Source organism: Citrobacter sp. Cf087, from assembly GCF_030334285.1.
GTDB classification, from domain to species: Bacteria; Pseudomonadota; Gammaproteobacteria; order Enterobacterales; family Enterobacteriaceae; genus Citrobacter; species Citrobacter freundii.
On record NZ_JAOWED010000030.1, the window covers coordinates 47,730 to 62,301 of the forward strand.

Annotated in this window: 11 protein-coding genes and 1 pseudogene; 7 read left to right on the top strand and 5 right to left on the bottom strand. The window is 54.7% G+C overall.

All coding sequences use genetic code 11. The annotated features are described in order from the left end of the window. Positions 1–201: 201 nt before the first annotated feature. Positions 202–1,683 carry a dipeptide permease DtpD gene (gene dtpD, locus OGV57_RS14120; RefSeq protein WP_054528194.1) on the top strand — a complete coding sequence of 494 codons (1,482 nt, stop codon included), beginning with the start codon at positions 202–204 and terminating at the stop codon, positions 1,681–1,683. Positions 1,684–1,733: 50 nt separating this feature from the next. Here the strand turns inward: dtpD and OGV57_RS14125 are convergent. The 4 genes and pseudogenes from OGV57_RS14125 to OGV57_RS14140 form a co-directional block, all read right to left on the bottom strand. Further along, positions 1,734–2,049, bottom strand: a pseudogene (locus tag OGV57_RS14125) (Rpn/YhgA-type helix-turn-helix domain-containing protein); the annotation flags it as partial. After that, positions 2,046–3,464 (bottom strand): deoxyribodipyrimidine photo-lyase, encoded by a 1,419-nt coding sequence (gene phrB, locus OGV57_RS14130; RefSeq protein ID WP_054528193.1) that lies wholly within the window; start codon positions 3,462–3,464, stop codon positions 2,046–2,048. The pseudogene OGV57_RS14125 and the gene phrB, both read right to left, overlap by 4 nt. 20 nt (positions 3,465–3,484) lie before the next feature. After that, the gene (locus OGV57_RS14135; protein WP_003847351.1) at positions 3,485–4,438 is read right to left on the bottom strand and encodes a YbgA family protein; all 954 of its coding nucleotides are present in this window, start codon (positions 4,436–4,438) and stop codon (positions 3,485–3,487) included. An 89-nt stretch (positions 4,439–4,527) separates the two neighbouring features. Beyond that, the gene (locus OGV57_RS14140; protein ID WP_003022870.1) at positions 4,528–4,734 is read right to left on the bottom strand and encodes a YbfA family protein; all 207 of its coding nucleotides are present in this window, start codon (positions 4,732–4,734) and stop codon (positions 4,528–4,530) included. 308 nt (positions 4,735–5,042) lie between these two features. Between OGV57_RS14140 and kdpF the strand changes: the two genes are divergently transcribed. The 6 genes from kdpF to kdpE are packed head-to-tail and all read left to right on the top strand — an operon-like array spanning position 5,043 to position 12,824. After that, positions 5,043–5,132 carry a K(+)-transporting ATPase subunit F gene (kdpF, locus tag OGV57_RS14145; RefSeq protein ID WP_054528192.1) on the top strand — a complete coding sequence of 30 codons (90 nt, stop codon included), beginning with the start codon at positions 5,043–5,045 and terminating at the stop codon, positions 5,130–5,132. Next, entirely contained in the window at positions 5,132–6,811 is a 1,680-nt protein-coding gene (gene kdpA, locus OGV57_RS14150; protein ID WP_054528191.1) for a potassium-transporting ATPase subunit KdpA, read from the top strand. The genes kdpF and kdpA overlap by 1 nt, the downstream gene beginning before the upstream one ends. Positions 6,812–6,831: 20 nt before the next feature. Continuing rightward, positions 6,832–8,880, top strand: a complete 2,049-nt coding sequence (kdpB, locus tag OGV57_RS14155) for a potassium-transporting ATPase subunit KdpB (RefSeq protein WP_003022864.1) — start codon at positions 6,832–6,834, stop codon at positions 8,878–8,880. An 8-nt stretch (positions 8,881–8,888) separates the two neighbouring features. Then, positions 8,889–9,455: a potassium-transporting ATPase subunit KdpC gene (gene kdpC / locus OGV57_RS14160; protein WP_003835531.1), complete on the top strand. Its 567-nt coding sequence runs from the start codon at positions 8,889–8,891 to the stop codon at positions 9,453–9,455. 10 nt (positions 9,456–9,465) lie between these two features. After that, positions 9,466–12,150 (top strand): two-component system sensor histidine kinase KdpD, encoded by a 2,685-nt coding sequence (gene kdpD, locus OGV57_RS14165; RefSeq protein ID WP_046669868.1) that lies wholly within the window; start codon positions 9,466–9,468, stop codon positions 12,148–12,150. Further along, entirely contained in the window at positions 12,147–12,824 is a 678-nt protein-coding gene (kdpE, locus tag OGV57_RS14170) for a two-component system response regulator KdpE (RefSeq protein ID WP_003022856.1), read from the top strand. Before kdpD ends, kdpE begins: the two co-directional genes overlap by 4 nt. A 100-nt stretch (positions 12,825–12,924) precedes the next feature. Here kdpE and pgm read toward each other — a convergent pair whose 3' ends face one another. Next, positions 12,925–14,565, bottom strand: coding sequence for a phosphoglucomutase (alpha-D-glucose-1,6-bisphosphate-dependent) (gene pgm, locus OGV57_RS14175; RefSeq protein WP_054528190.1), 1,641 nt, complete (start codon positions 14,563–14,565; stop codon positions 12,925–12,927). Positions 14,566–14,572: the final 7 nt, after the last annotated feature.

Sequence of the window (14,572 nt, forward strand, 5' to 3'; positions counted from 1 at the left end):
CATTTCACTGACACATCAAGAAACAATCACACCCGCTTTGAACATGATTTGCTTACCACTACGCGATCCAATTCATGTATATTTATGCAATCAGACAGCATATTGCAAAAATAATCAGATCTGTATCAAAGTTACAACTTTAAGGAAACACGCTCGCGCAGTACGCTCAGCCTGTCGCGAGGCATTTACTTCGAGAAAATAATGAATAAACAAGCATCTCAACCACGGGCGATTTATTACGTCGTCGCGCTACAAATCTGGGAATATTTCAGTTTTTACGGCATGCGTGCGCTGCTGATCCTGTATCTCACTAACCAGCTCAAGTACGACGATAATCACGCATATGAACTGTTCAGCGCCTACTGTTCACTGGTCTACGTCACCCCCATTCTCGGGGGATACCTGGCAGATAAAGTGCTCGGTAATCGAATGGCGGTGATGATCGGCGCATTTTTAATGGCGGTGGGACATCTGGTATTGGGCGCAAGCGAAATGGCTCCGGCGTTCCTTTATTTGTCGCTGGCGATCATTGTCTGCGGCTACGGTCTGTTTAAATCCAACATTAGTTGCCTGCTGGGCGAGTTATATCAACCTGAAGATCCGCGTCGCGACGGTGGATTCTCTCTGCTCTACGCAGCCGGTAACATCGGTTCGATCATCGCACCAATTGCCTGCGGATACGTGCAGGAAGAGTACAGCTGGGCGATGGGCTTTGCGCTGGCTGCGATTGGCATGCTGGCAGGGTTGGTGATTTTCTTATGCGGTAATCGCCATTTCGCTCATACCACTGGCGTCAACAAGGCCGTGCTGTGTGCGAAAAAGTATATGCTGCCAAACTGGGCCTGGCTGTTAGTTCTGCTGGTTGCAGCACCGTTACTGATTATCGTCCTGTTCTGGAAAGAGTGGTCCGTTTACGCACTGATCGTTGCCACGGTTATTGGTCTGGCGGTTCTGGCGAAAATTTACTGTCAGGCGCAAACCCAAAAGCAGCGCAAAGAATTGGGGCTTATCGTCACGCTGACCTTCTTCAGCTTGCTGTTCTGGGCCTTTGCTCAACAGGGCGGCAGCTCGATTAGCCTGTATATTGACCGCTTCGTAAATCGCGATATTTTGGGGTATTCCGTCCCGACCGCGATGTTCCAGTCGGTTAACGCCTTTGCCGTTATGCTGTGCGGTATCGTGCTGGCCTGGGTAATCAAAGAAAGCGTTGGCGGCAATCGTACCGTACGTATTTGGGGTAAATTCGCCCTTGGCCTCGGTTTAATGAGCGCAGGGTTCTGCATTCTGACCTTAAGCGCCCGCTGGTCCGCAGCTTACGGCCACTCTTCCATGCCGCTAATGGTATTGGGGCTGGCGGTCATGGGCTTTGCCGAACTGTTTATCGACCCGGTGGCGATGTCGCAAATTACGCGTATTGAGATCCCTGGGGTGACTGGCGTATTAACAGGCATTTATATGCTGCTGTCCGGCGCCATCGCCAACTATCTGGCAGGCGTTATCGCCGATCAGACGTCGCAAGGCTCGTTTGATGCTGCTGGCGCTATCAACTACTCCATCAATGCGTATATTGATGTCTTTAGCGAAATTACCTGGGGCGCGCTGGCCTGCATGGTGTTGGTGCTGCTGATTTGGCTGTACCAGTCGCTTAAGTTCAGAAACCGTCCGCTGGCGGTAGAATCCTGAGTGTAAGGGCCCGATGATGTAATACTATTCGGGCCTGTTTTTTCGGGTAATTACGCATAACTTGCAGCGAGTTCCTCTTCAGAAAGACCTGTAACCATTAGCACAATGTCGCGATCTATTCCCTGCTCCAACATAGTTTGCGCTATACGTAATGCAACTTCTCCTGTGTTGGGGGATCCGTTGTGCCATTTTTTGCATAAACTCATTAAAGCGAGATTAATCGCCGGATCGTAGGATGTAATTAAGCATCGCCTGCAGTTGCGTGTCATTAGCGCATCCGGTAAGTAGTAGCGTAGTCAGTTGCTCTACCAGCCCCATCAAATCCCGCTGACGGATATGTTTTTGCATTAATTCCAGCAGCGCTATCCCTTACGCGCCGCCTCATATGCCGCCAGCGTCGCCAGCCTTGCCTGTTTATGATCCACAATCGGGCGAGGATAACTTAGTGTTACCTGCGCTTTTTCTGCCCACGACCACGGGTCATGAATGGCTTTACCCGGTACGTCGCGCAGTTCCGGCACCCACTGGCGGATAAACTCACCGTCACGGTCGAATTTTTCGCCCTGCGTCGTGGGGTTAAAGATACGGAAATACGGTGCGGCGTCGGTTCCGGTTGAGGCTGCCCACTGCCAGCCGCCGTTATTGGCCGCGAGGTCACCATCAATCAGTTGCGACATGAAATATTGTTCGCCTTTACGCCAGTCAATCAGCAGGCCCTTCACCAAAAAACTGGCGGTAATCATGCGTAATCGATTATGCATCCAGCCCGTGGCGTTGAGCTGACGCATCGCCGCATCCACAATAGGGTAACCCGTACTACCCGTTTTCCAGGCCTGCAAATGCGTCGGATTATTCTGCCATTGCACGCGATCGGTCCAGCGGATAAAGGGTTGATACCGACACAGCGCCGGATGGTAAGTCATCAGATGACGATAAAATTCACGCCAGATAAGCTCGTTCAGCCAGACGCTACCCCTGCCGCCCTCAAGCGCCTGCGGCTGCTCCGCGAGCAGTCGATTCAGGCACTGGCGCGGTGATAGTCCTCCAGTCGCCAGACTTGCGGATAATCGACTGGTCCCGTCAATCGCTGGAAAATCACGCTGCTGCTCGTATTCTCCCGCCGCCTGCTGGCAAAACTGACGTAATTGCGCGATGGCCAACTTTTCATCTGCCGAAAACCACTGCGCATCAAAATCTTGCTGCGGGTAGCTCAGCGTGATTGATGTTAACGGTGCGTCAAGAGCGCCGCTGTCCCTCATTTTCGGCGCGCTAACGCATTCTGGAATACCGTCTTTAATCCGCTTCAGCCAGGCATTTTTAAACGGCGTGAACACTTTATACATCTCATGATTGCCGGTCATCACCGCCCCCGGGGGCAGGATCACGCTGTCGTCAAACCCTTCGCACACCACCTGAGGTAAGGACTTTTCGACGGCAGCATCACGCTGGCGTTCGTTTATTTCATATTGATAGTTATAAAATAATCGACCGACGTCATGCTGCAGGCAGACACTTTTGATGGTGTCCACGCTGGCCGCAAAATCAGCCACTTCGTAAAACAGTAAAGGGATGCCTTTTTCTGCCAGCGCTGTTTGTAACGCATTCAACTGCGCGCAGGTAAATGCCGCCTGGCGCGGGGCCATATCGTGGGCCTTCCACTGCTCGGGGGTAGCGATATATAACGCCAGCACCATCGCAGAACGATCCCGACAAGCCGCCGCCAGCGCGAGGTTGTCGTGCAGGCGTAAATCACGCCGAAACCAGACCAAATGGGTGGTCATAACACTCCTGAAGAGAAAACTTAACGCCCGTAGCGCAAACGCAGAGCCTCTGGCCAGGGATTGAAATAGCGTTGCCCGGAGAGATAAGCATCCGGATATTCCGCCATATAGTGTTTGAGTAATGTTATTGGCGCAAGCAACGGTTGAGTCGAACGCCGATACCCGTCAATGAGAGAGGCCAGCTCCTGCCGCTGACGAGAATTTAATTGCGTACGGAAATAGCCCTGGACATGCATCAGCACGTTGGTATGGTTGCGCCGGGAGGGAAGATGCGCCAGCAAACTCATCAGCCTTAAGCGATACTCGACAAAATAAGCCTGCAAATCTTGCCATTCGCCGATCGCCGCGACAAAACGCCCGAGTTCGCGATAGTCCGGCTGGGAATGGGCCAACAGTAATAGCTTGTAACGGCTGTGATAATCGATTAGTGCGCCGCGCGTTAACCCTTGCTGACGGATACCGTTGAGCTCGTGCAAGGCATAAATGCGCTCAACAAAATTTTCCCGAATCTGCGGGTCGTGCAAACGCCCGTCCTCTTCCACGGGAAGCCAGGGTAACGTCGACATCAGCACAGACGTAAAGATCCCTCGTCCCGCTTTACGGTTGTTTTTGCCTTCCGCGTCGTAGACCCGCACCCGTTCCATACCGCAACTGGGTGATTTTGCACAGACAATATAGCCGCACAAATGCTCCAGACGATCGCTTTGTCGCTGACTAAAAGCCGTCATTACGTCTGTCAAATCACCCTCGCGCTTATCACTAAAACGCAGGGAGACAGCCTCGCCCTCTTTGACCAGATGCAGCGCAGGTCTCGGGACCGGTAACCCGATACCCATTTCAGGGCATACGGGTTCAAACGCGACCCACGGCGACAGTTCTTCCACAGCAAAGGCCAGCCGCTTATGCCCACCATCATAGCGAACCGCCTCCCCCAACAGACAGGCACTGATACCAACAGGGATTTTCTCGCTCATGATCGCTCCTTTCTCATTCCTGAGATAAGTGTAGCTATCATGAACAAAAAAGCCGCTGATATCAGCGGCTTTTGGGGATTTATTAGCTATCAGTAGAAATCGCAGGTGGCTTTTTCAGCCTGCTCCATCCACACCGGTTTATCACTGGTTTTAGACCAGACGCGGTGCAGGTAGCTGTAAAAACGGGCGCGGTCTTTCCAGAACAACATGACCGGCAGCGCCAACACGCCCGCCACAACGGCAAAGGTACGGCGCAAGAAAACAATGTGTGCTGGATATTCTTTATAAAAGTCCATAATCCTCTCCCATATATCTGTTCGGTGAATCGCACCGGAAAAATAAACTTGGTTAACTGATGAAAATAATACCGCCTTGTGTGTAATTTTGCTACTCATCCGACCACTTATTTTTATCTATTGATGCTCCGTTTAGCTAAAAACTGTAATTAAGTTACATAAAAGTTAAATTAATACTAATCATTAGTTAAATAATGGTCTTTGCCATTTTTATACTTTTTTTACACCCCATCCGCTAATTTTTGCGAAATCTTTGCAAGCAAAAATCTACGCTCTGGTTATCACATTTATGCCACTGGAGGTGCACCGTGAGTGCAGGCGTGATAACCGGCATTGTGCTGGTCTTTTTATTAATAGGTTATTTGGTGTATGCCCTGATTAATGCGGAGGCGTTCTGATGGCGGCCCAAGGATTTTTACTCATTGCCAGTTTCTTGCTGGTGCTGTTTGTCATCGCCAGACCGCTGGGCTTTGGGCTGGCTCGACTGATCAATAATACGTCCCTGCCGGGCCTGGCTGGCGTGGAACATATGCTGTGGCGCTCTCTGGGCATCTCGCAGCAGGAGATGAACTGGCGGCAGTATCTGTTGGCGATCCTCGCGCTCAATGTACTGGGCCTGCTGGTCCTGTTTTCGATGCTGATGGCGCAAAACCTGCTGCCGTTAAATCCCCAGCAACTGCCAGGGCTTTCGTGGGATCTGGCGCTTAACACCGCGGTGAGTTTTGTCACTAATACCAACTGGCAATCCTATGCTGGTGAAACCACCTTAAGCTACTTCAGCCAGATGGTCGGGCTGACCGTACAAAACTTCCTGTCAGCGGCAACCGGGATTGCGGTGATTTTTGCCCTGACCCGCGCCTTCACGCGCCAGAGTATGAACACCTTGGGCAACGCCTGGGTCGACCTGATTCGCATTACGCTGTGGATCTTGCTCCCCATTGCATTGCTCATTGCGCTGTTCTTCATTCAGCAAGGTGTGCTGCAAAACGTGTTGCCCTATCAGCCCATCACCACCCTTGAAGGGGTGAAACAACTGCTGCCGATGGGGCCCGTCGCCTCACAGGAAGCGATTAAGATGCTTGGCACTAACGGGGGCGGTTTCTTTAACGCTAACTCATCACATCCGTTTGAAAACCCTACCGCGTTGACCAATCTGGTACAGATGCTGGCTATTTTCTTAATTCCTACCGCGCTGTGTTTTGCCTTTGGTGATGTGGTGGGCGAGCGTCGCCAGGGACGGACCCTGCTGTGGGCCATGTCGCTGATATTTGTGGTCTGCGTAGCTGTGGTGATGTGGGCCGAAGTTCAGGGCAACCCGCACCTGATGGCATTCGGTGCAGACAGCAATATCAACATGGAAGGCAAAGAGAGCCGCTTTGGCGTGCTGGCCACGAGTCTGTTTTCCGTCGTGACGACAGCGGCATCTTGCGGCGCTGTCGATGCTATGCATGACTCCTTCACCGCACTGGGCGGCATGGTGCCGATGTGGTTAATGCAGATTGGTGAAGTGGTCTTCGGCGGCGTGGGTTCAGGTCTGTACGGCATGCTGCTGTTCGTGCTGCTGGCGGTATTTATCGCCGGGTTAATGATTGGCCGCACACCAGAGTATCTGGGTAAGAAAATCGACGTGCGCGAAATGAAAATGACCGCGTTGGCGATTCTGGTCACCCCTGCGCTGGTCCTGATCGGTACAGCGATCGCCATGATGACCGAAGCTGGCCGCAGCGCCATGCTAAACCCGGGTCCACACGGGTTTAGCGAAGTGCTGTATGCCGTGTCGTCCGCCTCGAACAACAACGGTAGCGCCTTCGCCGGGTTAAGCGCCAACAGCCCGTTCTGGAACTGCCTGCTGGCCTTATGCATGTTCTTCGGTCGCTTCGGCGTGATCATTCCCGTGATGGCGATTGCCGGATCGCTGGTCAGTAAAAAGATCCAGCCAGCCAGCTCCGGTACGCTACCTACCCACGGAGCGCTGTTTGTCGGGTTGTTGATCGGTACGGTGTTACTGGTTGGCGCTCTCACCTTTGTTCCTGCCCTGGCGCTTGGCCCGGTCGCAGAATACCTGTCATTACACTGAGTGATGCGGAGCACATTACTATGAGTCGCAAGCAACTGGCGCTGTTCGAACCCTCTCTGGTCGCACAGGCGCTGATGGACGCCGTGAAAAAATTAAGCCCACATACCCAATGGCGTAATCCGGTGATGTTTATCGTCTGGTTGGGCAGTCTGTTAACGACCCTGTTAACCGTGGCGATGGCAACAGGCCATATGCCGGGTAATCCTTGGTTTACCGGTGCGATAAGTCTGTGGCTGTGGATTACCGTTCTGTTCGCCAACTTTGCTGAAGCGCTGGCGGAAGGACGCAGTAAAGCTCAGGCCAATAGCCTGAAAGGCGTCAAAAAAACCGCCTTTGCCCGCAAGCTTCGCGAACCGAAATACGGCGCGGCAATGGATCACGTCCCTGCCGATGATTTACGTAAAGGCGATATCGTGCTGGTGGAAGCTGGCGATATTATCCCGTGTGACGGCGAGGTGATCGAAGGCGGCGCGTCGGTAGATGAAAGCGCCATTACCGGTGAATCCGCGCCGGTGATTCGTGAATCCGGTGGTGATTTCGCCTCCGTCACTGGCGGGACTCGCATCCTCTCCGACTGGTTGGTTATCGAATGCAGCGTAAACCCTGGTGAAACGTTCCTCGACCGGATGATCGCCATGGTTGAAGGTGCACAGCGGCGTAAAACGCCCAATGAAATTGCCCTGACGATCCTGTTGATAGCCCTGACCATTGTCTTTCTACTGGCTACGGCCACGCTGTGGCCGTTTTCCGCCTGGGGCGGTAGCGCGGTCAGCGTCACGGTATTGGTTGCGCTGCTGGTGTGTTTAATCCCTACTACGATAGGCGGGCTGCTCTCCGCGATTGGCGTCGCCGGGATGAGCCGCATGTTGGGTGCGAACGTCATTGCCACCAGCGGACGTGCAGTAGAAGCGGCGGGTGACGTGGATGTACTGCTGCTGGATAAAACCGGCACCATTACGCTAGGTAACCGCCAGGCTTCAGATTTTCTGCCCGCCCACGGCGTGGACGAAAAAACGCTGGCCGATGCCGCGCAGCTTTCATCCCTGGCCGATGAAACGCCGGAAGGCCGCAGCATCGTGATTCTGGCTAAACAGCGCTTTAATCTGCGTATACGCGACGTGCAATCGCTGCACGCCACCTTTGTACCGTTTACCGCCCAAAGTCGGATGAGCGGGATCAACATCGACAACCGTATGATCCGCAAAGGGTCGGTCGATGCTATTCGTCGTCACGTCGAAGCCAACGGCGGCCACTTCCCCGCCGACGTTGAGCAGAAGGTCGAAAACGTCGCACGCCTTGGCGCTACGCCGCTGGTGGTTGCTGAAGGCTCCCACGTACTTGGCGTGATTGCCCTGAAAGATATCGTAAAAGGCGGGATTAAAGAGCGTTTTGCCCAACTGCGTAAAATGGGGATCAAAACGGTGATGATCACTGGCGACAACCGTTTGACCGCCGCCGCAATCGCCGCGGAAGCCGGAGTGGATGACTTCTTAGCCGAAGCCACACCGGAAGCCAAGCTGGCGTTGATTCGTCAGTATCAGGCGGAAGGTCGTCTGGTGGCGATGACCGGCGACGGAACTAACGACGCACCAGCCCTTGCTCAGGCCGATGTGGCCGTTGCGATGAACTCCGGAACCCAGGCAGCGAAAGAAGCGGGCAACATGGTGGACCTCGACTCCAACCCCACCAAACTGATTGAAGTGGTGCACATTGGTAAACAGATGCTGATGACGCGCGGTTCGCTGACCACCTTCAGTATCGCCAACGACGTAGCGAAGTATTTTGCCATTATTCCGGCCGCGTTCGCCGCCACCTACCCGCAGCTCAATGCGCTGAACGTGATGGGGCTGCATTCGCCGGACTCGGCGATCCTCAGCGCGGTTATCTTTAACGCACTGGTTATCGTCTTTCTGATCCCACTGGCGCTGAAAGGCGTGAGTTACAAACCGTTATCCGCTTCCGCGATGCTGCGCCGCAATTTGTGGATCTATGGCCTGGGTGGTCTGGTTGTGCCGTTTATCGGTATCAAAGCAATTGATTTACTGCTGACCCTGCTGGGTCTGGTGTGAGGTTTCTGATGAGTGGATTACGTCCTGCATTATCAACATTGATTTTCCTGATGCTTATCACCGGCGGGGCATACCCGCTGCTGACCACTGCGCTGGGGCAATGGTGGTTTCCCCACCAGGCTAACGGTTCGCTTCTCCGCGAAGGTCAGATTGTTCGCGGCTCCGAGCTCATTGGGCAACAGTTTACCGCTGCCGGTTATTTTCAGGGACGCCCCTCAGCCACAGCGGAAATGCCCTATAATCCAATGGCTTCAGGCGGCAGTAATCTGGCAGCCAGCAACCCGGAACTGGATAAACAGCTGCAAAGCCGGATTGCCGCGCTGCGTGCCGCTAACCCGCAGGCAAATCCTGCCGTTCCGGTAGAGCTGGTAACAGCTTCCGCCAGCGGGCTGGATAACAACCTGACGCCAGCTGCGGTGGCCTGGCAAATCCCCCGCGTGGCGCAGGCTCGCAACCTCAGCGTTGAAGAGGTCACACGCCTGGTTGCACAATACACGCAAAAGCCGTTGGTCAGTTTTATCGGCCAACCGGTGGTGAACCTGGTGGAACTTAATTTAGCGCTGGATAAGCACTGAGAAAAAGGACATGCATAACGAACCCTTACGCCCCGACCCCGATCGCCTGCTGGAGCAGACCACCGCTCCGCACCGGGGAAAACTAAAAATTTTCTTCGGCGCGTGTGCCGGCGTCGGTAAAACCTGGGCCATGCTGGCAGAGGCCCAGCGGCTGCGGGCGCAGGGATTAGATGTGCTGATTGGCGTGGTGGAAACCCACGGACGCAAAGAGACCGCCGCGCTGCTGGACGGTCTCAGCATCCTGCCGCTAAAGCGACAGGCGCGCCATGGTCGTCATATCAGCGAATTCGATCTCGACGCGGCGCTGGCCCGCCGCCCGGCACTCATTTTGATGGATGAACTGGCGCACAGTAATGCGCCAGGCTCACGCCACCCTAAACGCTGGCAAGATATTGAAGAGCTGCTGGAAGCCGGTATTGACGTTTTTACTACCGTCAACGTGCAGCATCTGGAAAGCCTCAATGATGTGGTCAGCGGCGTCACCGGCATTCAGGTTCGCGAAACCGTCCCCGATCCTTTTTTCGATGCCGCTGACGATGTGGTGCTGGTCGATCTTCCCCCCGACGATTTGCGCCAGCGCCTGAACGAAGGCAAGGTCTATATCGCCGGTCAGGCGGAAAGAGCCATCGAGCATTTCTTTCGCAAAGGTAACTTGATCGCGCTACGTGAGCTGGCCCTGCGCCGCACGGCCGATCGGGTTGACGATCAGATGCGTGCCTGGCGTGGACGTCCGGGAGAGGAGAAAGTCTGGCATACCCGCGACGCCATATTGCTGTGTATTGGACACAACACCGGCAGCGAAAAGCTCGTGCGTGCCGCCGCGCGTCTGGCAGCGCGCCTCGGCAGCGTATGGCATGCAGTGTATGTCGAAACGCCAGCGCTGCACCGACTGCCCGAAAAACAACGCCGCGCAATTTTAAGCGCCCTGCGATTAGCCCAGGAGCTGGGTGCAGAAACCGCCACCCTTTCCGATCCCGCTGAAGACAAAGCAGTAATCCGCTACGCCCGTGAGCATAATCTGGGAAAAATTGTCCTCGGACGTCCGACTACGCGACGCTGGTGGCGCAGTGATTCCTTTGCTGACAAACTGGCCCATCGCGCACCGGATCTCGACCTGATGATTGTTGCGCTCGACGAACCACCTTCGCGCCCTGTGCTGCAAACTGCAGATAGCCGCACCTTTAAGGATAAGTGGCGGGTTCAAATTCAGGGTTGCGTGGTTGCCGTCGCGCTGTGCGCCATCATTACGTTGATTGCCATGCAGTGGTTGATGGCCTTTGACGCCGCCAACCTGGTGATGATCTATTTATTGGGTGTGGTGGTTATCGCCCTCTTTTACGGACGCTGGCCGTCAGTGCTGGCAACCTTTATTAACGTTGCCAGCTTCGATCTCTTCTTTATTGCCCCACGCGGTACGCTGGCCGTTTCCGACGTCCAGTACCTGCTTACCTTTGCCGTGATGCTAACGGTAGGGCTGGTTATCGGTAATCTCACCGCCGGAGTGCGTTATCAGGCACGGGTAGCGCGTTATCGTGAACAGCGTACGCGTCATTTATATGAGATGTCGAAAGCGCTGGCCGTCGGACGGAGCCAGCAGGATATCGCCGCCACCAGCGAACAGTTTATTGCCTCAACTTTCCAGGCCCGCAGCCAGGTTTTACTGCCCGGTGAGAACGGTAAGCTGGCCCCTCTCACTCATCAACAGGGCATGACGCCGTGGGATGACGCCATTGCCCAATGGAGCTTTGATAAAGGGCAACCGGCCGGCGCAGGCACTGACACGTTACCGGGTGTGCCGTATCAAATTTTACCGTTAAAAAGCGCCGACAAAACGCATGGGTTGCTGGTTGTGGAACCAGGAAATTTACGCCAGCTGATGATCCCCGAACAGCAGCGCCTGCTGGAAACTTTCACTTTACTGGTCGCCAGTGCGCTGGAACGCCTGACGCTCACCGCCAGCGAAGAGCAGGCCCGGTTTGCCAGCGAGCGTGAAAGCATTCGCAATGCCCTGCTCGCCGCCCTTTCCCACGATTTGCGCACGCCGCTGACGGTGTTGTTTGGTCAGGCAGAGATCTTAACGCTGGATCTGGCAAGTGAAGGATCGCCGCACGCGCGCCAGGCCAGCGAAATTCGCCAGCACGTCCTGAATACGACCCGACTGGTTAATAACCTACTGGATATGGCACGAATTCAGTCTGGCGGCTTTAATCTTAAGAAAGAGTGGTTAACGCTGGAAGAGGTGGTCGGTAGTGCCCTGCAGATGCTGGAGCCAGGACTCTCTGCTCCTATTAATTTGTCGCTACCCGCGCCGTTGACGCTGATCCACGTCGATGGCCCGCTATTTGAACGGGTGCTGATTAACCTGCTGGAAAACGCTGTTAAATACGCAGGTCCAGCGGCGCAAATCGGTATTGATGCCAGCGTCGATGGCGAACATCTGCAACTGGACGTCTGGGATAATGGCCCTGGCATTCCATCGGGAATGGAGCAACGAGTTTTTGACAAGTTCTCCCGGGGAAACAAAGAGTCATCTGTACCGGGCGTTGGGCTGGGGCTGGCAATCTGCCAGGCCATTGTGGACGTGCACGGCGGTACAATTTCCGTCCACAATCGCGCACAGGGAGGAGCATGTTTCCGTGTTACACTGCCCCAGGAAATCCCCCCTGAACTTGAAGATTTTCATGAGGATATGTGACGAACGTACTGATTGTTGAAGATGAACAGGCTATCCGTCGCTTTCTGCGCACAGCGCTGGAAGCCGATGGTCTGCGTGTATATGAAGCGGAAACGCTGCAACGTGGTCTGCTGGAAGCCGCCACGCGAAAACCCGATCTCATCATTCTCGATCTCGGTCTGCCGGACGGTGACGGCATTGATTTTATTCGTGACCTGCGACAATGGAGCGCGATACCGGTAATTGTGCTTTCAGCCCGCAGCGAAGAAAGTGATAAAATTGCTGCCCTGGATGCCGGTGCCGATGACTATCTCAGTAAACCCTTTGGTATTGGCGAGCTACAGGCGCGATTGCGCGTGGCATTGCGTCGCCACGCCAGCGGCACGTCTCCCGAGCCGGTGGTGCATTTTTCCAACGTAAAAGTAGATATCGCCGCCCGGCTAGTACATCGTGGTGATGAAGAGATTCATTTGACGCCGATTGAGTTTCGCCTGTTAGCGGTACTGCTGAATAATGCCGGAAAGGTACTGACGCAGCGCCAGTTGCTCAATCAGGTTTGGGGACCAAACGCCGTCGAACACAGCCACTATCTGCGAATTTACATGGGACACCTGCGCCAGAAACTGGAACTGGACCCGGCACGTCCGCGTCATTTTCTGACCGAAACCGGGATTGGTTATCGGTTCATGCCATGACGTTAAGTTGAATATAAAAAGCCGGACCAGCGTATTTGCTGTCCGGCTTTTTCATTATTCATGCCGAATAGCGACGCTGGCGTCTTATCCGGCCTACGGTTTACGCGTTCTTCAGCACTTCGCTGACGATCTCAACCGCTTCTTTTTCGATCTGCTTGCGATGTTCTTCACCGAGGAAGCTTTCGCAGTAGATCTTGTAAGCGTCTTCCGTACCAGAAGGACGCGCGGCAAACCAGCCGTTGTCAGTCATCACTTTCAGACCGCCGATAGAAGCGCCGTTGCCCGGTGCAGCCGTCAGACGCGCGGTGATCGGGTCGCCCGCAAGCGTACTGGCGCTCACCATTTCCGGAGACAGCTTAGACAGCGCCGCTTTCTGCGCGGAGGTCGCGCTTGCCTGCAGGCGGTTGTAGCTCGGTGCGCCAAAGCGAGCAGCCAGTTCGTTGTAGTGTTCCTGCGGGTTCTTACCGGTCACTGCGGTAATTTCTGCCGCCAGCAGGCACATGATGATGCCGTCTTTGTCGGTTGACCACGGTGTACCGTCGAAACGCAGGAAAGATGCCCCCGCGCTCTCTTCCCCACCAAAGCCAAAACTGCCGTCAAACAGACCGTCAACAAACCATTTAAAGCCCACCGGCACTTCCACCAGCTTGCGGCCCAGATCGTTGACCACTCGGTCAATCATCGCCGATGACACCAGCGTCTTACCGACGGCAACATCTTTGCCCCACTGCGGACGATGCTGGAACAGGTAGTTGATCGCCACCGCCAGATAGTGGTTCGGATTCATCAGCCCTGCCGGGGTGACGATACCGTGACGGTCGTAGTCTGGGTCATTGGCAAAGGCCAGATCGAACTTGTCGCGCAGCGCCAACAGCCCCGCCATCGCACACTCGGAGGAGCAGTCCATGCGGATTGCGCCATCTTTGTCGAGATGCATAAAGCGGAAAGTCTGATCAACGTGATCGTTAACGATAGTCAGGTTCAGGTTGTAGTGCTTAGCAATACGCTTCCAGTATTCGATACCGGAACCGCCCAGCGGATCGACACCCAGCGTCAGACCCACTTTCTGGATCGCCGCCATGTCTACGATGTCAGCCAGTCCTTCAACAAACGGCTGAACCAGATCCTGCTCTTTCACATGACCAGATGCCAGCGCAGCGTCCAGCGACATACGCTTCACGCCTTGCAGACCGGCCGCCAGCAGCGCGTTGGCTCTGTCTTCCACCACTTTGGTGACATTGGTGTCTGCCGGACCACCGTTTGGCGGGTTGTATTTAATGCCGCCATCTTCCGGCGGGTTGTGGGACGGCGTGATCACAATGCCGTCAGCCAGCGGGCCGCCTTTTTTGTTGTGGACCAGGATAGCGTTCGATACAGCAGGGGTTGGCGTAAAGCCGTTATTTTCCTGCACGATGACGTCAACGCCGTTCGCCGCCAGCACTTCCAGTACAGAGATAAAAGCCGGTTCAGACAGCGCGTGGGTATCCTTGCCCACATAGCACGGACCAGTAATCCCGTTTTTCGCACGTTCTTCAGCAATCGCCTGGGCGATAGCCAGAATATGCGGCTCGTTAAAACTATGACGACCTGCACTGCCGCGATGTCCGGACGTACCGAACTTAACAGCGTGCTCAGCGTTCCCTGCCGTTGGTTTCAGTACATAGTACTGTGCCGTCAGTTGGGCGACGTTAATCAAATCACTCTGTTGCGCAGGTTGACCTGCACGATTGTGGATTGCCATTGCCTGG